This window comes from Streptomyces sp. TRM70350 (assembly GCF_019219825.1).
Classification (GTDB): Bacteria; Actinomycetota; Actinomycetes; order Streptomycetales; family Streptomycetaceae; genus Streptomyces.
Genome location: NZ_JAHUXH010000013.1, coordinates 161,920 through 185,428 on the forward strand (window position 1 = coordinate 161,920; position 23,509 = coordinate 185,428).

The window sequence follows — 23,509 nt, forward strand, 5'->3', positions numbered from 1 at the left end:
GCTGTTTCCCTGATCATCCCGCCCCTACCGTCGACGCCAGGGCACAGATGTACGGCGGTACGGCGGGGAGGTTCGACCATGGCGGTACAGGGCCGGGGGACCGCACCGCAGGACGGCGGGGTCGGCCCGCGCGACGACGTCCTCGTCCGCATCCACGACCTCGCCGGACGTCCGCGCGGCACCGGCATCGTCGCCGACCACCACGGCACCGTCCTCACCAGCCACGAGGCCGTCGACGGACTGGCCCGGCTGGTCCTGCACGCCGGGGACCGCAGCTGTGTCGTGCCCGCCGAGGCGGTCACCCCGCTGCCGGAGCGGAACCTGGCCCTCGTACCCACCGAGGGGCTGGGCGTGGCGCCACTGCCGATCACCGTGCGGGACCGGGTCGAGACCGGCGCGTATGTGCGGATCGCCGCGGGCCGCTGGCGTGAGGCGCGGGTCCTGGGAGCGGCGACGGGGGTGACGTACACGGCCACCGATCGCTTCCGTCAGCTGGACGACGTACTGGAGCTGGCGATCGGGACCGCCGGGCGGGAAGCCCTGCGGCTGGGCGGTGGGGCGGCCGGGGGGCCGGTCGTCGACGCCGGTACCGGTGCCGTGATCGCGGTGCTCGGGACCGCGCTGCACACCGGCCTCCGTGACTGGGGGTTCGCCGTGCCGCTGCGGCCCGCGGCAAGCGGTCCGCTCGCCGACCTGCTCGCCCGCAACGCGGCAACCGTGCCCGCGTACGGGGCTGATCTCAATCTCGCCGGGGTGCTCGAACTGACGGCCACCTCGGTGGGGCAGGACGGTCCGCCGGGGGCGTTGAGGGGTTACGCCGGCCGGGAAGGGGGCGTCGCGCCTGTCGAACGGGCCGCGATCGTACGGGAGTTCGCCGCGTTCACCGAGGGCTCGGCCGCCGTCCTCGGGCTCGTCGGGCCGCCGGGCAGCGGTCGTACGACGGAACTCGCGGCGCTCGCCGCCCGGCGCAACCGGGGTGCGGCACCGGCACCGACGCTGTGGCTGCGGGGGGCCGATCTGCGGGACGAGGACCGGTCGGTGGGGGACGCGGCCCGGCGGGCGCTGAGCAGGGCGGCCCGGATCGTGGCGGCGGGCGATGGCGGGGTCTGTCTCGGCGGGGACTTCCGGGACGGGGCCCTCGGTGCGTCTTCTCATGGCAGTGCCCCTCTCGGCGACACCAGCCCCGAACGACTGGCCGCGCTCGCCCGCGCCGCCGGTCGTCCCCTGCTCCTGCTGCTCGACAGTCCCGAGCAGATGCCCCCGGCACCGGCCCACCGTCTCCCCGAGTGGGCCGAGGGAACCGTGCGGTGGCTGCGGGAGACGGGGGCGCGGCTGGTCGTGGCGTGCCGGGCGGAGTACTGGGAGCAGGCGGCGGCGGAGTTCCCCGCCGAGTGCCTGCATCCGGGCGCGGGACAGCCCGATGGCCTGCCGCCCTGCGTGCCCCTGGGTGACCTCGACGAGGACGAGGCCCGCCCCGCGCGTGCGGCGTACGACCTCCCCGAAGGCGCCCTCGCCGCCCCCGACGCCCGCCACCCCCTCACCCTCCGCCTCCTCTCCGAGGTCCTCGCCGCCGCCCCGGACGCCCAACTGGCCGACCCGCTCGACCGGCACGACGTCCTCGCCGCCCACCTGGACCTGATGTGCCTGCGCGTGGCCGTACGGCTCGCCGCCGAGAACGGCCTGCGCGGCACCGCCGTGCGACGGCTGGCGGCGAAGGTCGCCGGGCAGGTTCACGAGGCCGCCCGGCGCAGCCTCGGACCCGGGCAGGGGGAGCTGGACCGGGAGACGTTCGAGGCCGTGTTCCCGTGGGGTCCGGCCCCGGCCCGGCTCGGCGGCGGTACCGGCTGGGCGTCCGCCGTCCTCACCGAGGGCCTCCTCGTCCCGGCCGGTACCGGCTACCGCTTCGCCCACGAGGAACTCGCCGACTGGATCCAGGGCACGCACCTCGACCTGGACGAGGCCCTGCGCGCCCTCGTCCACCACCGCCGCGCCCCCGACGCCGAACCCCCGGCTGCCCTCCCGCACCACCGCATCGGCCCCGTCGTCCAGGCCCTGCTCCTGCTCGCCCGGCAGCACGGCACACACCGGCTCTCCATCCGTTTGGAGGAGCTGGTGCACGCCCTCGACACGGACCCGCACGACTGGTGGGCGGCCCGGCTGCTCGGCGAGACGCTGCGCCGGGTGCCGGACGCCGCGCCGTACCTCCGTGTGCTGCGGCTGCTCGCCGACGCGATCGTCGACTGGCGGCGGCAGGGGCGGCCCGTGCCGGGGGAGTTCCGGCCCGGCTTCTGGACGGAACCGGCGCTGCCCGACGCCGAGCGCCTCGACCTGCTGCGCCGACTAATCCTCGCCGACACCGGCCCGGCCGACGGGGGCCGCTACCTCGACGCCGTAGCCGAGCTGCTCGCCGCCGACCCCACCGCCGTACAGCCGCACCTCACCCGCTGGTTCGGCGACGAGCGGCCGCTCCCGGCGGCGCCGCACGCGACCGTGGCGACCGCCGCGCAGGCGCTGCTGCACACCCATCGGCACCGGGCGCTGGACGACCTCACGGAGGTGCTGGCCGACAGCGCGCACCGGCGGGGCGACGAACTGCTCGGCGTGCTCGCCGAGGAGGAGCCCTCCGCCGTGTGCCGGGCCGTGGACCGGTGGGCGCACGACGAGCGGCCGGCGCGGCGGGTCGCGGCGGTGGCGTACGGGCTGCGCGCCGCGCCGCACGCCCGCGGCGAGGCCGACCGCGAGCTGCTGCGCTACGCCGCCCTCGCCCTGCTCGCCCGCCCCGCCGACGGCGGCCTGCACGGCGGGGCGCTCGCCCTCCTGGTACGCGATCCGCACACCCGCCACCGGTACCTGCCCCGGGCCGTCGAGCACTTCGCGGCCGGTGATCCGCAGCTGCCCGCGAGCGCGCTGGCGACCGCCCTGGCGACCCATCCGGAACCGGTGCTCGGCGCCTTCCGGGCCCGGCTGCACCGGCCGGACGCGGGGGAGGAGCTGTTCGGGGAGGCGCTGGTCGCCCTCGCCGACGCGGCGACTCCGGCGCTGGCGCGGCGGGTCGCCGATCTCGTACGGGACGCCGTGACGCTGCGCCCCGACCGCGCCGCGCCCGTGGCCGCGTACGTCGACCGGCGCCTCGACGCCGGTCCCGCCGCCAGGACCGTACTGTTTCCCTTGGTCACCGGCCTGCTCAGGGGCGGTCCCGAGCAGTTGCAGGTGGCGCTCGCCGCCGTCCTCGGCGCGCCCGGAGGCCCGGCCTCCCGGGCCCTGCGCCGCGAGCTGTGCGACTTCCTCCTCGTGCACGAGGAGGCCCCGCCCGTGCTGGAAGCGCTGCTGCGTACGGCCGCCCGGCACGGCGGGGACGAGTTGCGCGCCCTGGTCCATCGCACGGGCATGCTCCTGGTGCGCACCCCGGCCGGCGCGACCCGCTTCGACCGCACCCTCCTCGACCTCGGCCGTGAGGTCCCCGGCTTCGCCGCGCGGGTCGCACACTGGCTGAACGACGCCCCGCAGGACTGGGCCGCGGTGGTCGGCCCCAGCACCCGCCGGATGATCGAGACCCTGGTCGGCGTATGGGTCCCCGCATGACCACGGGACGGCGCGTGCGTCCGGTCACAGCCCCCATGCCGGTGCGGGCCGGACCCCCTCGGCATGGCACCCTTAGACCTGCGTAAGAGGCATACACGGACACGGGTTCGAGGAGCGGTCACAGTGCAGCGCTGGCGTGGCTTGGAGGACATCCCCGAGGACTGGGGGCGCAGCGTCGTCACCATCGGCTCCTACGACGGTGTCCACCGCGGACACCAGCTGATCATCCGGCACGCCGTGGAACGCGCCCGCGAGCTGGGCATCCCCGCCGTCGTCGTCACCTTCGACCCGCACCCCAGCGAGGTCGTCCGCCCCGGCAGCCACCCGCCGCTGCTCGCTCCGCACCACCGCCGCGCCGAGCTGATGGCGGAGCTGGGCGTGGACGCGGTGCTCATCCTTCCCTTCACGACGGAGTTCTCGAAACTCTCGCCCGCCGACTTCGTCGTCAAGGTCCTGGTCGACAAGCTGCACGCCAAGGCGGTCGTCGAGGGCCCCAACTTCCGCTTCGGCCACCGCGCCGCCGGAAACGTGGAGTTCCTCGCCGAACAGGGCAAGATCTACGACTTCGAGGTCGAGGTCATCGACCTGTTCGTGTCGGGCGAGGCGGGCGGCGGCGAGCCGTTCTCGTCCACGCTGACGCGGCGACTGGTGGCCGCCGGGGACGTGGAGGGGGCCGCGGAGATCCTCGGCCGCCCGCACCGGGTCGAGGGCGTCGTCGTACGCGGGGCTCAGCGCGGCCGCGAGCTGGGCTTCCCCACGGCCAACGTCGAGACGCTGCCGCACACCGCGATCCCGGCCGACGGGGTGTACGCGGGGTGGCTGGTGGTGGAGGGCGAGGCGATGCCGGCCGCGATCTCCGTGGGCACCAATCCGCAGTTCGACGGCACCGAGCGCACGGTGGAGGCGTACGCCATCGACCGGGTGGGGCTGGATCTGTACGGGCTGCATGTCGCCGTCGACTTCCTGGCCTTTGTGCGGGGGCAGGCGAAGTTCGAGACGCTTCAGGCTCTGCTGGAGCAGATGGCGGAGGATGTGAAGCGGTGCCGCGAGCTGATCGGGGCGGCGGAGGGGGCGGCATAGCCGCTGCGACAGCTTCTCCGACGTGAAGGGCGGCCGGTGCCTGTGGGGCACCGGCCGCCCTTTTGGTTCACGGCCGTTCGCTACTGCTGGGGCGGCGGCCCATCGGGATGACCGGGCTGCGGGTAGCCGTAGCCGGGGTTGGGGTTGGGGTGCTGGGGGTGGGGGGTCGGCCGGCCGGGCTGGTTCGGCTGGCCCGGCTGCGGCGGGTAGGGCTGGCCGGGGGCGTACTGCTGGCCGGGCATGGGCTGACCCGGCATGGGCTGTCCGGGCATGGGTGGCTGTCCGGGCATCGGCTGGCTGGGCAGGGGCTGGCCCGGCATCGGCGGGGCGGCCACCGGGGGCGGGTTGCCGTCGCTGGTCCACAGGCCGTGCATCTGCTGGTGGCGTACGAAGTCCTCGGCGACCATGGCCGCGAGGTTGAAGTACGCCTCCCGCACCTTGGGCCGCATCATGTCGAGGTCGACCTCGGCACCGGCCGCGAGATGCTCGTCGAACGGCACGACGATGACGCCCCGGCACCGCGTCTCGAAGTGCGCCACGATGTCCTCGACCTTGATCATCTTGCCGGTCTCGCGGACGCCGGAGATGACGGTGATGGAGCGTGAGACCAGGTCGGCGTACCCGTGCGCGGACAGCCAGTCCAGCGTCGTACTGGCGCTGCTCGCACCGTCCACGGACGGCGTCGAGATGATGATGAGCTGGTCGGCGAGGTCCAGCACACCGCGCATGGCACTGTAGAGCAGGCCGGTGCCCGAGTCGGTGAGGATGATCGGGTACTGCTTGCCGAGCACGTCGATCGCGCGCCGGTAGTCCTCGTCGTTGAAGGTCGTCGAGACGGCCGGGTCGACGTCGTTGGCGATGATCTCCAGGCCGGAGGGGGCCTGGGAGGTGAACCGCCGGATGTCCATGTACGAGTTGAGGTACGGGATCGCCTGGACCAGGTCCCGGATCGTGGCCCCGGTCTCCCGGCGGACGCGGCGGCCGAGCGTACCGGCGTCCGGGTTGGCGTCGATCGCGAGGATCTTGTCCTGACGCTCGCTGGCGAGGGTGGAGCCGAGGGCGGTGGTGGTCGTGGTCTTGCCGACGCCGCCCTTGAGGCTGATCACGGCGATGCGGTAGCAGGACAGCACCGGCGTCCGGATCAGCTGCAGCTTCTGCTGACGCTCGGCCTCCTCCTTCTTGGCGCCCAGCTTGAACCGGGAGACGGCGGCCGGACGCCCGCTCTTCGCCTTCTGCTTCTTGTTGTTGAGCAGCCGGTCGGAGGACAGCTCGACGGCCGCGGTGTAACCGAGCGGCGCGGCACCGGGGTTGGTGGGCTGGCGCTGGTCGTGCTGGAGGGGTTGCGGCCAGGCGGTGCCGAGGCGGGGGTCTGCGGGTGGGGTGGGGGGTTGGTGGGGTTGGTGGGGGTGGTGGGGGTGGGGTTGGGCCTGGTGTGGGGGTTGGGGTTGGGCGTGGGGCGGGTGCGGGGGCTGGGCGTTGGGCTGGGGCTGGGCCTCGGGCGGGTACGGGGGCTGGGGGAATCCCTGCGGGGAGCCTGGGACTTGTTGCGGGTGGTGTGGGTTCTGCGGGTTCTGGGCGCCGGGCTGGGGCGGGACGCCGGGGTGGGCGGCCTGCTGCTGGGCCGGGGGCTGGGGGAAGCCGTAGCCGCTCTGGGGGGTGGGGGCGCCGGGGTGGGGGAAGCCGTAGCCGCCCTGGGCGTTGGGGGTGCCCGGGTGCGGGAAGCCGTAGCCCTGTTGGGCGTTGGGGGTGCCCGGGTGCGGGAAGCCGTAGCCCTGTTGGGCGTTGGGCTGGGGGGTGGCCGGTTGCGCGGGGTTCGGGGTGTTGGGTGTGTTGGGGGCCGGTGCCTGGGTCGGCGGGGTCCACGCGACCGGGGCGGACTGCGGGGGCTGAGGCTGGAAGGGCGGCTGCTGCGGAGGCACCGGCGGCTGGCCCTGCGCGGCGGTCGGCTGCGGCTGGGGCTGTGGCTGCGTGGAGGGCGCGCTCGGGTCCGGCTGCTGGGGGTGTGGCTGGGCGGACGGCGCGCTCGGGTCCGGCTGCTGGGGGTGGGGCTGTGCGGGCCACTGGGCGGCGGGGGCCGGGGCCGCGGGCTGGTACGACGGCGGCAGCGGCGGCACTCCGCTCTGCGGGGCGGGCGGGGGAGACCAGGCCGAGGGCGCGTCGGGCGTCGCCGGTGCGTCGGCCTGGGGGGTGTTGTCCTGGGGAGCGTCGTCGTGCGGCGCCGCGTCGGAGGCGTCGGCCTCGGCCGGGTCGACTGCCTCGCTCGACTCGGCGTCGGTGGGAGTGGTGTCCTCCGTCCCGTCGGTGGCTTCTGCCTCGGCGTCGGCCTCCGCCTCGCCGGAGGGACCGTCGCTGTCGGCGTCGCCGTCCTCGGTGGTACCGGCCTCCTCCGACTCACCCTCGGGCCGCACGTCAGCCTTGGCATCGGCGTCGGCGTCGGCAGCCGTGTCGGCCGCGGCCGCGAGGTCGGCGATCTCCCGCTTCACAGAGGCCGCGGAGAAACGCATGGTGGCGCCGCTCTCCAGGTCCCCGTTCCCGGACTCGGCCTCCTCGGAAGCCTTGGGAGCCTCCGGTGCAGGGGCGACCGGCGTCTGGGGCTCGAACCCACTCCCCTCGGGAAGCTTCGGCACACCCCCCGACTCCCCGCTCGCAGGCGCGGGCGGCGGAGGGAACGGAACCCCCGGGACGGGAGCGGGCGGAGGCGGCGTGAACGGCACACCAGGCATCGGCACGGGCGCGGGAGGCGTAAAGGGCGAGGCCGGAGCGGAGTGGGCCGGTGGCCCGAAGTCGGCAGGCGGCGGTGACGACGGGATGGAGGGCGAGGAAGGCGAGGGCGGCGAGGGGGCCGCAGAAGCGGGCGCGGGCCCGGAAGGCCCAGCTGCCGCAGACTCGGACGAAGCAGTCCCCGAGTCCGCAGAGTGTCCCGAATCCCCCGAACCCCCGGACGCGTTCTGCGTGTACCAGGCAGGCGGCGCATAGTCGATGGTGAACTCACCCGTCATCTCGACGGCGGCCTCCGCGTCGGGCTGGTCATCGCCGGGCGTCGCCCAGCCCCCGCGGATCCCGTCCCGATCGCTGCTCACAATTCCTCCTGGTGTGGTCGAGCACCCTCATAGCGTGCTGGGCCGACCATTGCTGTCGTTCGATTCACAGAGCTGTCCCCCCGGGTCACCCCCGGAACGCGCATCACCCTGTACCGGGTACTCGCTACGTGCCCCGCCCCAGCCTAATCAAGAATGGGGCGGGCACGGCAGGCGCGTCTGCGCCCCGACGCACCTCCGGCACAAAGCCGGGCGGTCGCCGTCGATCGACAGTCACCTGGGGCACGGATCCGCTGGTTGTCCCTCCCGGTCAGTCCATCCGGCGGGCCACGCCCAGCAGACCGATCTCGGCGTCCGTGGGCTGTGTGACCACGTACTGGCGATCGCCGTCAGTGCACCAAAGGGTGACGCCGTCGCCGAGGGTGGGCAGCGGTTCGTACTCGGCGCGGGGCAGGCCGATCACCCGACCGACCTCTGCCGCCTCGTCCGGCGACACCCGCTGCACTCCGACCAGCCGCGCCTGACGCATCAACCGGGGCGCCACCGGGCTGAGATAGGGCAGCAGCGTCAGCACCGACTGCCAGGGCGCCGACACCACGCGTCCGCGAGGGGGCCGCATGCCGCAGTCCCGGATCACCAGGACCGGGCTGCCCGCCGAGGCGCCGAGCGGAGGAACCCGACCCACGTCGTGCACGGTCATCCCGGACTGGCCGCCGCCCACCGCCTGCACCACCTGCGCCCAGTGCTGGGCGCGGCCGGTCTCGACGGCGACCCTCGCGCCCGTCGCCGCGGCGCGCAGCGCGAGCACTTGTGCCGTCCACAGACCACCGATCAGCAGCACGTCGTACGGCGTGGGACGGTTCACCCCGAGCACGGCGGGCTGGCCCTCGGCGGTGACGCCGACGACCACGCCGTCGTCCCCGATGGGAAACGACAGCGTGTCGAACTGATCGACCGGCAGGGTGTGCCGCGGGTGCCGGGGACCGAGCAGTCCGAAGCCGGTACGCAGCCGCTCCGCGAAGCCGCCGCCCTCGGAGCGTGTCAGGGACGAAGGGGCCGATGTCCGAGTGGGTGCCGGTGTCGGTGTCGTCATGGCGGCCATCAGCGGGCACCTCCGAGCGGCAGGGTGGCGAGCACTCCGGGCAGTTGTTCACGGTCCAGACGGGCGAGTCCGGTCCGCGTCTGCCGTGCGACACGTTCCAACTCCTGCCGCGAGGCGGCCAGTTCGGTACTGCTGCGCCCGGTGATCCGCACATGCCCGGTGAGGGAGACATCCTGCTGCACACCCCTGGCCAGCGTCAGGCTGAGCGTCGTCGCCAGCGCGGGCACGGAGGTCAACTGCGCCACCAGCTGCGGCAGACCGGTGCCGGAGCCGCCGAGCGCGGGCCAGCGGCGCACCCAGTACGTGGTGTGTCTGCGGTTGTCGCAGCGCCAGCTGCGACTGGTCTCCTCGGTCCGCCGCCGGGGCGCGTCGCTCTGCCCGGCCTGGGCGGTCACCATGGGGTTGGCGCAGGCGGAGGTGGCGATGGCGGCGGTCACCTCGTCCTCGGTGAGCAGGTTCACCCGGAATCCGGCGCCCGTCAGCCGGCTCGCCAGATGCTCCGCCGACCGCACCAGGCACTTCTGTGCGCCGACGAGGCCACCGCCGCGGGCGGTCACCGCCTCCGGGCACAGTTCGGGGTCCAGCTTCAGCGCGATCCACATCACGCGGACGGCGGGGGAGGCGGTCTGCGCCTGGAGCTGCTGGTAGTTGGTCACCACGACCGACTGCTGGGGCAGGTGCGGGGCGGGCGCGGGCTGGGTGTGCAGCACGATCTGTGCGGATTCCAGGCGGATTCCGTCGACATCCAGTGCGTCCCGTACCAGGGCGAGGGGGAGCGGCCGACGGCTGCGCTCGGCGCGCAGCGCCCCGAAGTCCGCCTCCACTTGGAGAACGGCTGTGAGGAAGCCGCCGTCACCGACCATGCCGACGGGCCGTTGGTCGCGGTCGTTGCCGCGGCTGTAGCTGTAGGTGCGCAGGCTCGGGTCGCACTCGACGGCGGGGGCCAGCCCGGAGTCGGTGCCCGGCGGCACCGGGGTGGCCGCGGCCTTGCGGCGGCGGGAGCGCAGGGCCTGCACGCCGGCCAGCCACTCGGGCAGCGAGCGTCCTCGGCGCCGTACGAGCGCGAGTGCCACGAGAAGCACGGCGACCACGGCGGCCGGGACCAGCGCGTACGTACCGATCACCCAGCCGGACACCACCAGTGCCGCCGCCAGTTCGAGCAGCACCAGCCGCTGCACGGCGAACGAGCCTCCGCGCCCCGAACGTGCCCTCAGGTGCGGTGTGACAGCACCTTCGGCGGCAGCGGTGCCCCCGGACCCCGCCGGTCCGGCGGTGCCGCGGGACCCGGCCGGACCGGCGCTGCCCGATCGTGACCTCGATTGCGATCGCGACCCGGCCCGCGGTGCGGAAGCCATCACTCCAAATCCCCCGAATCTGTCCCGGAAACCCCTGTCCACACGCTCCTGCGAGTCCTGAGCGCCCTACCCATGACACACGCACGGTCACGCAACAGGCATAGTAGGGGCCGGGTCTGACAACCGAGGCACCAGAGGCAACCAAGGGCGGGCGACGGAACTCTCACCGTCCCCAGGGCTCCGCAACGGGGAGAGAGCGGACACAGATGGCATCACGCCGCGATGAACTCAACGCCTACACCTTCGCGAAGCGCCGCACACTCGCGTCTTTCCTGCGGCCCTCGCCGTCGGGTTCGGAGGAGGGCGCGCCGAAGCCGCTGAGCGCGGTCTGGCCGGGTGTCGTCGTCGGTGTGGTGATCCTCGCGGTGTTCGGCGCCATCGGCCTCTTCAACCCCACCGCCCGCAAGGGCTGGGACAACCCGGGCGAACACGTCATCGTCGCCAGTGACTCGACGACCCGCTACGTCGTACTGAAGACGGACGGCAGGAAGCAGCTGCACCCGGTGCTCAACATGGCCTCCGCGAAGCTGCTGTTGGACCCCGACAAGAACAGCATCATCACCGTCGACGAGAAGGTTCTCGACAGCGGCAAGCCCCCGCACGGCGCCACCATCGGCATCCCGTACGCCCCCGACCGGCTGCCCTCCGCCGCCGAGGCCGAGACCCCCAAGCGCTGGGCGGTCTGCGAGCGCCCCGGCGACGGCGGCCGGGCCATCCAGAAGGCGGCGTTCGTCCTGGCCGAGAAGGAGTGGAAGAAGACCGAGGGCCGCAACAAGCTCGCCGGCGGCGACCTGATGTACGTCGTCGGCCCGGACGGCAAGACCCAGTACGTCGTCGACTCCCGCGGTTACGCGTACCCGCTCGAAGACCCCACCGACAACGAACTCCTCAAAGCCCTCGACACCCAGGGCCGCGCCCCGCAGCGCGTCTCCCAGGACTGGCTCGACACCCTGCACAAGGGCGACCCCCTGTCGATCCCTTCGATCAAGGGCACGCCCGGCGCCGAGGCCGGCGCGTCCGACATGCTCGGCCAGTACGACAAGGTCGGCATGGTCATCAAGGCCTACGACGGCTCGCGAATGCAGTACTACGTCGTCCTCCCCGGCGAGGTCGCCCGGATCACCGAGTTCACCGCCACGCTGCTGCTCAACAGCGGCGCCCTCGTGGCGGTCGGCCAGACCGGCGAGGCGCAGCAGGTCAGCCCCGGCGCGGTGGCCGACAGCACGACCTTCCTCGGCGACAGGAAGTGGCCGACGTACAAGCCGAAGACGGTCAACAACGGCACCAGCACCACCACCGGCCGCAACACGGTGTGCACTGTCCTTCGCTCGGTGAACGCCGAGAGCGGCGGGACGACCCTGTCCACCTGGGCGGGCACCGACTTCCCCGCGCAGTTGCCCACCGGCTCCTCCAGCGCGTACGTCACCCCCGGCTCCGGACAGCTCTACCGCCAGTTCCAGGGCCAGGAAACCAAGGCGGGCAGCGTCTTCCTGGTCACCGACACCGGCCTGCGCTACGCCCTGCAGTCCAACAGCGACAGCGCCACCGACGACAAGGGCATCGGCACCTCCGCCGAGCAGCGCAGGCAGGAACTGACCGAGGCCAAGATCGCCCAGACCAGGCTCGGCTACGAGAAGGTCGACCCGGCGCCCGTCCCCGCGGCCTGGTCGGCATTCCTGCCCACCGGCCCCCGCCTGTCGGAGGCGGCGGCGCGGCAGCCGCAGGGTTCGTAGCGGAAGGGCCTTGGTGGAACTCATGCTGAAGGCAGACGAGATGAGACCCAGGGGCCGTACGGTCGTGGCGACCCTGCTCGCCACGACAGCCCTCACGGCAACGACGCAACTCGCCCTTCCGGTCCCCGAGGCACGGGCGGACGACAGCGGCCAGTGCACCTTCCCCTCGGAGCCGTACGAGGGCCGTCCCTGGGCGCTGCAACGCGTCAACCTCGATGAGCTCTGGGCCCAGTCGAAGGGCGCGGGCGTCCAGGTTGCCGTGATCGACACGGGCGTCGACATCAAGAACCCCCAGCTCACCAAGGCCGTCGACGCATCCAAGGGCAAGAACTTCCTCCCCCCGAAGAACAGCAAGGGAGAGGAGATCGAACGCGGCAACGCGAGCGGCACCACGGACACCGTCGGCCACGGCACCCGCGTGGCCGGCATCATCGCCGCACGCCCCGCCAAGGGAACCGGCTTCGTGGGGCTGGCCCCCGAGGCCACGATCATCCCGATCAAGCAGAACGACGCGGAGGGCAACGGAACCGCGGACACCCTGGCGAGGTCGATCCGCCACGCGGTGGACGTCGGCGCGGACGTCATCAACATCTCCCAGGACACGGCCAAGGCGATCAAACCCGACGAGAGCCTGGAGGAGGCTGTGAACCACGCCCTCTCCCGGGAGATCGTCGTCGTGGCGTCGGCCGGCAACGACGGCCTCGGCGGCAACGTCAAGATCACGTACCCGGCGTCGTACAAAGGCGTCCTGGCCGTAGCCTCCTCGGACCGCAACAATGAACGGGCCCCGTTCTCCCAGTCGGGCGAGTTCGTGGGCGTGGCGGCCCCGGGCGTCGACATGATCTCCACGGTCCCCGGCAACGGCCACTGCTCCGACAACGGCACCAGCTTCTCCGCCCCCTACGTCGCCGGCGTGGCCGCGCTGCTGAAGGCCAAGTACCCCAAGTGGACGGTCCAGCAGATCGTCGCCCAGATCGAACAGACGGCGGAACGCTCGATCCCCGGCCATGACCGTCTGGTCGGCTGGGGCGTGGTCGACCCGGTCAAGGCCCTGACCGACGTCGACCCGGCCCATCCGATCGAGTCCCCCCAGCCCGAGCAGAACCTCACAGGCGCGAAGGCCCCCTCGATCGCCCCGGTCCACTTCGGCGAAACACCGGACGAACGCAACATCCGCCTGGGCACGTACGTGGTGGTTGGCGGGCTGGTCCTGGTGGCAGGCCTCGGGGGGACGGCGGTGGCGGTACGGGATGCGCGGCGTCGGCGGCGGGGCCTGGGAGGCCCGGCATGCTGACGGAACTCTCCATCATGCTCTTCGTCCTGTCTGTCCTGCTGATCCTGATGGCCTGCCTGAAGGCAGACCGTGTCCGGAGATGGAGGGAATCCGTCAACCCCTCCGCCCCCGAGATGCCCGACGCGGCGTTCGTGGTCGCCCGCATCACCCTGATCGGAGTGGCGGTGGCCTGCGTCGTCTCGGGCGTCCAAGGCCTGGGCGTCGAGGAAGACTCGAAGTGGAGCGACGATGAGCTGAAGAGCGCGGTACGGGGCGCCACGGAGGCCCCCACGGCAGCTTCACCTACGGCGACTTGCTGGAGGGTGACGCTCCTGCCGACTTCGAGGGTGAATAGGCCATGCAGGTCGAAAGCGAGGTCGTCGAGCACGGTGGTGGCGATGCTCCTGAGTTCGTGTGGACGCCGCGCTCACCGGCCAGACGACACCCGACGAGGCCTCCTACCGGATCACGGCCAGTGGGCACGGACGTCTTTCTGCATGTATGTCAAGCGCACACAAGGGGTACATCGAGACGGTGGCACCCGGACTGCCGGGTGACGCGGTGGTGAAGCAGCCGAATTACACGTTCGCCGTATCGAGCCGGGCCGGGGCATGCTGAGCCGTTATTCGGTTACAGCACTCCGACCTCTTGGGCGACCACTCTCACTGAGGGCTCGAGCGGCGGTGCGGCGATAGCCGCGTTGCGACGTGCGGTCCTGACGAAACGGACGCCGAGGAGGAGAAATGAGCCTGATCGCACAGTTCGCCCAGACACCGACGCGGTTCGTAGCGCGTCGCGCGAAAGCGGCAGATCTTGCAGCGGTAATCCGACCACTCAGGTGCTGATTCCAATCCTGCTCGCCGAACTGCACGCGCCGACGCACTAGACTGGACACGGGCCTGCGGGAGCCTCCCCCGTCCGGGCGAAATGGGGGCGAGGCCACCGGTCCGTCCACCGGTCGACCGCGGGAAAGCGGCTGCAAACACCACCTGATCTGCGACGAGAAGGGCACCCCGTTCAAGCTCATCGCCACCGCGACCAACGTCAACCACATCACACAGACCCTGGCCCTGGTCGACGGCATCCCGCCCGTTGCAGGCAAGCCTGGACGACCGCGCAAGCGCCCCGACGCGCGTTCGGCGACAAGGCAAACGACAGCAACCTCAACCGGCGTGAGCTGCGCAGGGCGCCGGATACTGTCGATCATCTCCCGTAAGGGCGCTCCGAACATCAAGGCCTTGGCAAGCTTCGCTACGTCGTCGAGCAGACCTTCTCGTTCCTGCACGACTTCAAGCGCCTGCCTGGCCGCTGGGAAAAGACGCCTCGACCTGCACTACGCCTTCGTCTCACTCGCTTGGGCCTCGTTTGCTGGAGACGCCTCAACAAGACCTACTCGTGATCGTCCACGAGCTCTTAGATCACGAAAGTTGGTGCTTGCCGGACCACCAGGGGCCAGCGCCGCTGGGGCAGCTCCGCGAAATCAGACCGTAGGAACCTCGACGGGCAGATCGGCTTGGGAGGCGCACCCCGCTTTGCTGGCAACTGCTCGGGATATCGAGTTGAGGATCACCATCCTATCCCTGGGGTCGCGAGACCCGAATGAAGGTGAGAACATTTCCGCCTTGACGTACGGCGTGTCACCGATGAATGACTCTTCTGTTCCGCTGGTTGTGCATTCGAAGTAGAGGTCAGCTCCATTTTTTCCGACGGCTGCGTAGCTCCCGAGAGGAAAGGGAACCAGATTATTGGTTGCTTCCTCCAGCGGTTCGGGGTGCTGTTTTGCGGCGAGGAACTGGATCTCGATGATTGGAAAGTCGTTCTCGCCGCTGGTTTTGTAGATACTGCACTTGCTCCGCTGGGTCGGCTCGTCATGTAGATGCTTTACGGCCCTTGTTGTGGAAAATTCCTTAGGCTCGCTTGCCTCATTTTTCCCAGAGAGTTCGGAGAACCGCTTGGTGCCGGAAATCCGCTCCAGTGCGGTCCTCGCATTCGTGTCCAGGGTCCCATCACAGATCTGCTGCGCGGACACTCCTGCAGGCTCCTCCCCTGACGAACCGGTGCAGCCGCACACGAGCAGTGCCACGCCCATGGCAAGAAGAAACCCTTGGCACTTGGGCGCAGAGGCCCGATGGATTGCTGTCCTTTTCATTGCTTGATGCGTCTCAATCCTTGTACGGGGACCTGCCCCGGAAGTCGTCCTCCGCCGAGCCCGTTGCCGCGTAGAGTGTCTTGAGCTCCTGAGTGACCTGCTGGGAGTCAGCCTTTCCGCCGGCCTCCTGGTACTTCGAGAAGTAGCTTTCGTAGCTCATCCCCAGGTCGTTGACGCCTTTGTCGTAGAACTCCTGACTGGTGAGCTGCGCCTTCTCCTCAGGTTTCTGCCCTGCACCGTCGACCGCCTTGTCGATCTCATGACCGATGAATGTATTCACTACCTGCCCACCAAAGTCAGCCGCGATCGGTGCGATGGCTACGCCCGCAGCGGTCGATCCTGGTATCGGTAGCGCGGCGACACCGACACCCACTGCTGTCCCCACAATCAGCTTCCCCCAGTCCGCAGACCTTCCGAGGGACTTGTTTGCTGCTTCGGATTCGGCGCCGTAATCAGCCGCCGCCTGCTGAACACGTGCGTGGTCGAGAATGCCCCTCGCCTCTGCCTCCATCGAAAGAGCGTCCACGCCGTGATCGTAGTTCGTGGCGTTCGTGGGCGGATTCGCGTCCAAGAGGCTGGCTGTGTATAGGTGCTGAGCGGACGCAACGATGCCATGCGAAGTCTCGTTCTGGCCGAGCACGCTCAAGAAATTGATGGCTCCTCTGTTCCCGAACTCTGCGCGCTGTCCTCCGTATGCGGCAGGGAAGTCGCCAGCGTCACGTGCGCTGTCTCCCAGGCCGGACAGGGCGTAGTCGATATCGTCGATGTATGCGCCGGCCATCTTGCCCATGCTCTCAGCCATTTCGGGCTGGTCGTGCAGCATCTTGGGACCGTCTTCACTGCCATAGAGGTATGCCACTTGTTCCATCACTGCAGCCGTCGCGGCAGTGCGCTGCTCGCCGCCGATTTTGACGGCGTCTGCACTCACGTCGTAGGGGTAACCGGTTGTGGCGGCCTCAAGCGCATGGCCGAGTGACTTGCGACCTGCGATGTAGTCGTCGTCACCCTCCAGTGTCGTATCGGAAACCCAGACGCGTTCCTTGGTCAGATACTTAAGGTGCTCGTTGACTTCTGAATCCTTGTCGACTAGCTCGCCCTTACCGTCCGGCTGGGCGAAGAACTCCGTCGAGGCTCCCGGGTTGTGCCCGAGTGCCTCCAAGAACCCGGTCACAGGGTCGCGGCCCCGGTCGTTCTTGTAGCCCCAGTAGTTGAGATCGCCCTGGTTGGCATTGTTGACCCACAGATTAATGCCCTCGCCGTTGACCTGTTTGTCGAATGCCAGCAGCTTGCCGCCATAGTCGTTGAGGAACTGGTCGTCGTAGTCGCCGAAGCGCATTAGGTTGCTCATGACAGCGAATGCCGTGGGGTTGCTCGCATCGTCGATACCTAGCTGGTCCTGGCCGATCGCAACCATGTTGCGCTTCCAGCTCGCCATCTTGTCGCTGTCAGAGAGCGTGGCCTGTCCGATCGTGATCCCGAGGTTCTTCTGGAGCTGTTTGGCTTGCTCACCGCGCTTGGGGTCGTACGTAGCTTGAAAGGGATCAGCGATGCCTGCGTAGAACGTGAGGAGCTTCCTGGGGCCGACCTCAGTGGCGAACTTCTCGGAGAAAAGAGGATCGTTCTTGTACATGGCCAGGGCGGAGTTTAGTGTGGCCAGTTCGGTGTTCGTGACGTCGTGCGGATCTTTCTTGAGAATTCTCGCCATCGCCTCGGCATCGGCGATGGCCTTAGCGGCGGCGTTGCGGTCCTTATAGTTGGCGTCCGAGAAGCCCATCTTGCTTTGATCCGCGATCGCTTTGAGGACGGTGCTGGCGGAACTGTCGCTCTCGGTCGCCTTGTCGAGGATCTTCAGGATCTCGTCGCGGAGCGCGGTGATGTCGGCGGTGTTGTCGGGTTCGTTTCCGGTGCGCGCCTGCGGAGGAATGCTCGACGTGACCGTGAAGCCATCACCGGAGGGGAAGACGGTGAGGCTCTTCTTCCTGCCGTTCTCGACGGCGGTGGTGAGCTGCTGGTGGTAGTCCCTCAGTTCGCCCAGTGTGTCACTGAGGATCCTGTGAATGGTGTTGGCCTGGGTATGGGCGTCTGCGAACTCACCGGCGGTCTTGCCGATGAACTCCTTGGTGACCTGATGATTCAAGCCGGCCCAGTTGGCTTTGTTGGCGGCCTGATGCAGTTCGTCCTCGGCGTCCTTCTTCAACTGCTCGAGGTTCTTGACCAGCGTCGACCAGTCTGTGACGGCATCGTCGAGCAGCTTGAAGTTGGCGTGGAACAGAGCGTCGAAGTTCATGCGGCGTCATCCCTGGAGTTCACGGAGCGGTCGAGGAGATGGGGGGGAGGGCAGCTGAACGGTGAGGCGGTTGTGCCCCCGCTTCTTGAGCTGCTCCCTACTCCTTCTTCTTGCTCTGCTCTCCATAGACGGAGTTCGGTTCGCCCGGCGCACCGACCCGTTCGTCGAACCCGGCGTCCAGGACGGCGATGCTGCTCGTCTGCCGTGCGATGTAGTCATCGTCCCCAGCGTGCACGTTCTTGGTGACGTGCATGTGGTTCGCGATGTGCGCGCACGCATCCATGAGGGACTTGAGCTGCTCTTCCCATCGGGTCGACACATGCTGGAGTCCGGCCCCCAGTGCGAAACCTTGCTTCGACAGGTCCGCTGCCGCGGAGTCGCTGCCGACGACGGCGACGCGGGCCTTGTCCCACAGCTCGTTGTACAGGGTGTGCGCAGACTTGCCGATTGTGGCCAGATCCTTCTGGCTGGCCTTCAGGACGCCGAACTGACTGGGCACCACAAACGGACCGTACGTGCCGCCACTGCCTGCATCAACACTGTTCAGCTGCATCTGAGCCGAATCCTGGCGTCGCTGCAGCGCGTCGGACTTGAGCTGTTCCCACTCGTCCCATGCCATGGATACCTTCCCCGTGTGCGGACCGCTGGCGCCTGTGACCGTCGGACGACGTTCCTCTGGTGTCCGGATCTGCGAGACAAGCTAGCAACTCGCGGGAACAAACCATGCAGTTGCGGTCCGAAGTGTGTGGGTTGCGGACGTGAAGTCCTGGAGGAGACGCGCCTGTTTCCGTCAACCTGTGGTTGCGACCAAGCGTGAGTCTGCCTGTGCAGACGAATGTCCGTGGCGTATGGGACTTGGCTGCCCTTCGTCAAGTTGCGTAGGTTTGATTAGGGCTTCTCGGCAGCGCTACGTCGCGGCCGTCAACCTGCAACCGTTCACGCCGATCACAAGTAGGGCAAACCCTGGCGTTCTATGGCAGTGCAACTCGGTCGCTGTGCTTCCCAGTTGGGGTGCCTGCGTAGAGTTGATAACAGTGGTGTACACGGGCTGACACTGACTACGCTGTGCGATTGCACACTGAGGCTCAAGCAGGCCCAGTAGACGGGCATACGGGGAAACGGGGTGGGAGCGTCATGCTTCCTGCGGACATGGTGGGAGGAGCGTCGGCCTCCAGGGCAGCGAACCTGGAGGCCAGTGGCGAGGCCTTGACCACGTTCATGAAGCGAGTGGACGCGGTCCTCAAAGACCTTGAAGCGTCGGCCGGCAGCCCTAGCAAGGTGGGTTCGCAGACAATCAAGCCGACGTCGTTGAGTAGCGGGCAGCACACGGTCTTTCCTGAGGCGCAGAGCCTGTACTTGCAGTACAACCGGGTCCACCAAGAGCTGACGTCCCTGTCCAAGACCCTACACCTGCAGATCGAGGCGATCGGCATCGCTGTCAAGGGGGCTCACATCGGCTTCGGGAACCTCGAGGAGGAGCAGCGTCGGCGCTTCCATGAGATCCAGGTGGAGATCAGGGAAATCCAGAACGCGAATGACGGCAAGCGCCACGCCAACGGCGCCGACACCGGGAAGTTCTGACGATGACCGATGAGCACAAGGTCGATCTGGACCGCGTCCGTCAGCAGAACTCATTTGCGGACATCGCCCGGAGTGTTGAGGATCCGCAGGACGGCGGGTTGTTGACCCGGCTCGTGAACGCCAGTCTGCATGCGGTGGTCGGAGCCACCCCTGCGGGGCAGGCCGTGCACCGCAGTACGGACTTCGGTGCGACCAACCTCGGTCTCAACCAGTTGATCGACCTGGTTGAAAGAACGAACCCGGAGGACTTGGAGTCCTCCGGTAAGGCTCTTTGGGATGCGCGCGATGCCATCAAGGCTGCAGCGAAGGAGCTCGACGGCCACATCGGGAATGTTCGATGGGTCGGAGAGTCGGGCGTAGCTTTCCGTAGATGGGGCCGTTCGCTCGTCGTGAGCACCGAGGACCTCAGCGAATTCGCGGGAGCGGCGGGCGACCAGATCACCGCCGCCGCCGAGGGTCTCGCGTCAGTGCGTAAAGCGATGCCGTCACGTGACACGCAACCGGACCGGAAACGACCCGAACATTTCACCGAGGCCGAGAAGGCCGCGGACAAAGAGGAGTACGCCGACGCCGTACGGGTGGAGAAGGATCGGCAGGAGGCGATCAATCAGATGAATCGGCTGGCGTCGTACTACGCGGTCTCGGGTCAGCAGCTTGAGGCTTTGCCAGTCCCTAAGTTCGAGAGCATGCCTGATGTTGGCGTGCCTCAGCCGGCCAAGTATTGGGCTGGGCCGGATGGGACCGCATCGGAACGTTCTCAGGGAGCTGCCTCGTGGACCGTTGCGGACGCTCAGGCGTCGGCGCAGTCAGCAGGTCAGGTCCGCGTACCTGGTACAGGCGAGACACCAGTACAGTCGACGGGCATTACGGGGCGAGCCACGTACCCGGACGAGCCTGTCGGCACGAACATCAACAGTGTCGACACGCTGCCTCCGAATACGACCACGCCGGTGACGGGCAACACTCCGCCAGTCACCGGAACGCCACCCACCAATGGCGGGCAGCCCAGCATGTTCGGGGGCGGCCACAGGCCCCCAATCCCCAAGGACCTCTCTGGCAAGACCACTGGCGGTGCAGGCGGTCTCCGCACGCCTGCGTCCGCGCAGGGGCGAGCCGGGATGACGGGCGCGTCCAGTTCCAGCTCGGGGCGTAGCGCGGGGCAAGGCCCCCTCAACCAGATGGGGCGGGCCACCTCGACCGGCCAGCCGGTCGCCCGGGGAACCGCTTCCGGATCGAGGTCGTTCTCGGTCGGCCCAGGCGTGACCGGTGGGACGCCACGGGCCAGTGGCACAGCAGCGCCGCGAGCCGCTGGTGGCCCCTCCACCGGTGCCGGCCGTGACAACGGCGTGGCCGGAGGTCGTCCCACAACTGCTGGTGGTACTCCTGCGAAGAGCGGTCCGAGGATTCCACAGGGCACAGTCATCGGTGCCGGGCCGACGGCCAACGCACGGCCAACCACTGGCCGACCCGGACAGCGTGGCGTCTTCGGCGTGCCCGAGTCCGGCGTTAGGTCCGGCACGAGCGGCAATGTGTCTCGTGGTAGTTCGGGAAGGCCCGAGGCTGTCACTGGCAGCCCGGCCTCCCGTATCTCCGCCGCCGGTGCCGAGCGCAACGGCATGACCCGCGGAGGCGCTGGTCTCGTACGCGGGCCTGGAGGTCAGGGGGAGCCCCGAGAGGTAAGGAATGCGGAGGGATCGCCGCGGACTGGCCACTCGGTCGAAGACGAGGAACCGCACTTGCCCAATAAACCGCGGCGCGACGTGCCGCCGGTCGTCAACTGAGTGCTAGCGAGGACAGACAGCGCCATGAAGTCAGGGACGAGCCGACGAGCTGAGCGGGCTGCGCTCCTCGGGGCACAGCGCAGGAGACGTGTGCGTGCTGTGGGCGCGGTCGTCGGCGCCCTAACCGCGGTGAGTGTGGGGTTCACTCCGAGCGTGGCTGCCGCCGACGCCCAGTCGCAGCAGTGGTACCTGGAATCCATGCAGGCTGAGCAGATGTGGAAGGTCAGCACGGGCGAAGGAGTAAAGGTTGCCGTCATCGATTCTGGCGTGAACCCGAACACCCCCTCCCTCAAGGGCCAGGTTCTGACGGACGAGGTACCGAAGGCCGTCTCGTACCGTGCCACAAAGGACTACTCGGGCCATGGAACGAGTATGGCTGAGTTGATAGTAGGTACGGGGGCTGGCGGTGGTCTCCGAGGGCTGGCACCGGGAGCCAAGGTTGTCCCCTACCGAGCGCAGTTCGAGGGGCTTGAACCCGGGACAGCGGAGTGGGAGAAGACGCCTGATTCATGGGAGGCGCTCAGGGCGGCTGCCGACAGCGACGCAAAGATCATCAGCATGTCGTTCGGCGGCATGACCACCGAGGAGGATGAAGCTGCGATCAACTATGCCGCTTCCAAGGGCAAATTGTTGGTTGCATCTGTTGGCAACAGCGGCGGCGAGGGGAACAGCGGTCTCATCGACTATCCCGCCGCGTATCCCTATGTGATAGGGGTTTCGGCAGTCGACGCATCAGGCAAGGTCTCGAAGTTCTCCTCGTCCGGAAGCTATGTCGACCTTGCGGCTCCCGGACAGGACTTTCCTGGATGGTGCGACGCCACGTTCCGCTCATATTGCGACCGTGACGGTACGAGCCCGGCGACCGCCATTGCCGCAGCATCCGCTGCCCTGATTTGGTCCGCACACCCTGACTGGACGGTGAACCAGGTCACCAGAGCCCTCATCGACACGGCCGGGCGTACTTGGTCCAAGGACAACCCGAGCAAGTACCTCGGCTACGGGATCGTCCGTCCGCGCGTGGTGCTTGAAAACGCTGACTACGACCCTGGTGCTGCGGACTCCGACCCTCTCGCTGAGGAGAACGGCGGTGACCTGCTGGCCAAGTCCGGGGCGTCCTCGTCCGCCGCATCTTCTTCACCTTCTGCCGCTGCATCGACCTCATCACAGGCTCCGGAAAAGGGCTCGATCGGTGGCACGTCGGCGGCAGGATCAAGCGCGGAATCCGGCGACGACAGCAGCACCTTGTGGATCGCCCTGGGCGCCGCAGCCGCAGTGATCGTGATCGGCGGCGCCGGTGCGGCCGTCCTCCGGGCACGTCGTGCGAGGTGACGGGACCGGCCGCCCCCAGAAAAGTGGCCAGACGCCTCATGGGCTACTGGGCACAGCCTCAACAGCGTCATCACCCTGTCGAGGCGATGACGCGGACCAATCGACCGGACAACAGACAGTGGAAGGGATGCCTGGTCATGTCTATGGACCAGAAGCTCGAAGATGCAGCAGTAGTCAGGCTGCAGAAGCAGATGTACGAGAAGTACGAGAACATCCGAAAGCGGGTCCACAAGCTCCAGGGCGTCATCGACAGCCTCGAAGGCGGCCAGTGGCAGGGCATCGGTCGTGCCGAGTTCGACCGGAAGCAGGCTGAGATCAACCAGTCGCTGATCAAGATCGGCAACATTCTCGGTGAGGTCATGGAAGCCATGACCACGGCACGCAACATCAAGGATTCCAAAGAGGACGAGGTGCGCGCGGCGGTCAGCCGGATCAACATCCAGGACGGTGCTCCCACGGTTCCGCCGTCTGCTTTCAACTCGATGTGAGCGCCCTGAACGAAGGCCTTTGGTTCAGGGCATCGAGCACGACAGTTGACAGTTACAGCACATCACCGGCACACGATCGAGACGAGGTAGGCAGGCATGAGCCGTAACAACGACGGGCTTTCCGTCTCTTATGACGCGCTGGACTTCGCCGCCACCAACATCGGCAACGAGGCGAAGCTGCTGGAGCAGGACCTTCAGGAGCTCCGGAAGATGGTCGAGAGCAGCCAGCAGTACTGGGCGGGCGTGTCCCAGGAGGAGTACCGCCAGAAGCTGGCCCGTTGGGACAGGGAAGCCAACGACATCCACCAGGCCCTGATGGGCATCGGCCAGGTCGTCGGGCAGGCCGGTGGTACGTACATGGAAGGCGACAAGAGGGCCGCCAGCTACTTCATGTAGGACAGTCGGTTCTCAAAGCAGTTCAGCAGTCCAGGGTGGGCGCGCGCGGGAGACGCCCACCCTGCTGTTGTGTGGGGCGTGGGAGTCGGCGACGAGGATCTGCCTGTCAGCGAACGGTGACGACCATCCGCGGCAGCAGCCTAGACGGCCGACCTCCCGGCCGATGACCTGCGGTTCCACGAACATCATGCCCAAAACGCCTGTGGGTGGTTCTCCCTCAACGGTCGTAAAGCCCAGGATGCGGCCGTCCCTGTCAGCCACCGAGGCTCGCCACGCCGACCTGATCAGCACATTTATCCACGGGGCGTGCACCGATTCCGCCGGGGCGGCTGGCC

Annotated in this window: 15 protein-coding genes and 1 pseudogene; 9 read left to right on the forward strand and 7 right to left on the reverse strand. The window is 68.8% G+C overall.

What is annotated here, in order from left to right:
* Positions 1-78 precede the first annotated feature (78 nt).
* Positions 79-3,582, forward strand: coding sequence for a trypsin-like peptidase domain-containing protein (locus tag KWI83_RS21330; RefSeq protein WP_218515965.1), 3,504 nt, complete (start codon positions 79-81; stop codon positions 3,580-3,582).
* Positions 3,583-3,705: 123 nt separating this feature from the next.
* A complete protein-coding gene (locus tag KWI83_RS21335; RefSeq protein ID WP_218515966.1) occupies positions 3,706-4,662 on the forward strand; it encodes a bifunctional riboflavin kinase/FAD synthetase in 957 nt (318 codons plus the stop codon).
* A gap of 80 nt (positions 4,663-4,742) precedes the next feature.
* Here KWI83_RS21335 and KWI83_RS21340 read toward each other — a convergent pair whose 3' ends face one another.
* The 3 genes from KWI83_RS21340 to eccE form a co-directional block, all read right to left on the reverse strand.
* Positions 4,743-7,742: an SCO5717 family growth-regulating ATPase gene (locus KWI83_RS21340; protein WP_218515967.1), complete on the reverse strand. Its 3,000-nt coding sequence runs from the start codon at positions 7,740-7,742 to the stop codon at positions 4,743-4,745.
* Between the two features lie 268 nt (positions 7,743-8,010).
* Entirely contained in the window at positions 8,011-8,802 is a 792-nt protein-coding gene (locus tag KWI83_RS21345) for a hypothetical protein (RefSeq protein ID WP_218515968.1), read from the reverse strand.
* Positions 8,802-10,157, reverse strand: a complete 1,356-nt coding sequence (gene eccE / locus KWI83_RS21350) for a type VII secretion protein EccE (protein WP_218515969.1) — start codon at positions 10,155-10,157, stop codon at positions 8,802-8,804. The genes KWI83_RS21345 and eccE overlap by 1 nt, the downstream gene beginning before the upstream one ends.
* 206 nt (positions 10,158-10,363) lie before the next feature.
* On the opposite strand from eccE, the gene eccB reads away from it, so the two are divergent.
* Positions 10,364-11,890 (forward strand): type VII secretion protein EccB, encoded by a 1,527-nt coding sequence (eccB, locus tag KWI83_RS21355; RefSeq protein ID WP_218515970.1) that lies wholly within the window; start codon positions 10,364-10,366, stop codon positions 11,888-11,890.
* Between the two features lie 22 nt (positions 11,891-11,912).
* Positions 11,913-13,184 carry a type VII secretion-associated serine protease mycosin gene (gene mycP / locus KWI83_RS21360; RefSeq protein WP_218515971.1) on the forward strand — a complete coding sequence of 424 codons (1,272 nt, stop codon included), beginning with the start codon at positions 11,913-11,915 and terminating at the stop codon, positions 13,182-13,184.
* Positions 13,185-14,643: 1,459 nt separating this feature from the next.
* On the opposite strand, the gene KWI83_RS21365 is transcribed toward mycP, so the two are convergent.
* The 3 genes from KWI83_RS21365 to KWI83_RS21375 form a co-directional block, all read right to left on the reverse strand.
* Positions 14,644-15,192, reverse strand: a complete 549-nt coding sequence (locus KWI83_RS21365; RefSeq protein WP_218515972.1) for a hypothetical protein — start codon at positions 15,190-15,192, stop codon at positions 14,644-14,646.
* 133 nt (positions 15,193-15,325) lie between these two features.
* Positions 15,326-17,599: a DUF6571 family protein gene (locus KWI83_RS21370; protein WP_218515973.1), complete on the reverse strand. Its 2,274-nt coding sequence runs from the start codon at positions 17,597-17,599 to the stop codon at positions 15,326-15,328.
* A gap of 97 nt (positions 17,600-17,696) precedes the next feature.
* A complete protein-coding gene (locus KWI83_RS21375) occupies positions 17,697-18,218 on the reverse strand; it encodes a hypothetical protein (protein WP_218515974.1) in 522 nt (173 codons plus the stop codon).
* Between the two features lie 515 nt (positions 18,219-18,733).
* Between KWI83_RS21375 and KWI83_RS21380 the strand changes: the two genes are divergently transcribed.
* The 5 genes from KWI83_RS21380 (at position 18,734) to KWI83_RS21400 (ending at position 23,174) form a co-directional block, all read left to right on the forward strand.
* Positions 18,734-19,180, forward strand: coding sequence for a hypothetical protein (locus KWI83_RS21380; RefSeq protein ID WP_218515975.1), 447 nt, complete (start codon positions 18,734-18,736; stop codon positions 19,178-19,180).
* 2 nt (positions 19,181-19,182) lie between these two features.
* Positions 19,183-20,961: a WXG100 family type VII secretion target gene (locus tag KWI83_RS21385; RefSeq protein WP_218515976.1), complete on the forward strand. Its 1,779-nt coding sequence runs from the start codon at positions 19,183-19,185 to the stop codon at positions 20,959-20,961.
* A 90-nt stretch (positions 20,962-21,051) separates the two neighbouring features.
* Positions 21,052-22,290: a S8 family serine peptidase gene (locus KWI83_RS21390; protein ID WP_374106341.1), complete on the forward strand. Its 1,239-nt coding sequence runs from the start codon at positions 21,052-21,054 to the stop codon at positions 22,288-22,290.
* 137 nt (positions 22,291-22,427) lie between these two features.
* On the forward strand, positions 22,428-22,778 hold the full coding sequence (locus KWI83_RS21395; protein WP_218515978.1) for a WXG100 family type VII secretion target: 351 nt from the start codon (positions 22,428-22,430) through the stop codon (positions 22,776-22,778).
* Between the two features lie 96 nt (positions 22,779-22,874).
* Positions 22,875-23,174, forward strand: a complete 300-nt coding sequence (locus KWI83_RS21400; protein ID WP_218515979.1) for a WXG100 family type VII secretion target — start codon at positions 22,875-22,877, stop codon at positions 23,172-23,174.
* 141 nt (positions 23,175-23,315) lie between these two features.
* On the opposite strand, the pseudogene KWI83_RS38835 reads toward KWI83_RS21400, so the two are convergent.
* Positions 23,316-23,444, reverse strand: a pseudogene (locus tag KWI83_RS38835) (GNAT family N-acetyltransferase); the annotation flags it as partial.
* Positions 23,445-23,509 lie beyond the last annotated feature (65 nt).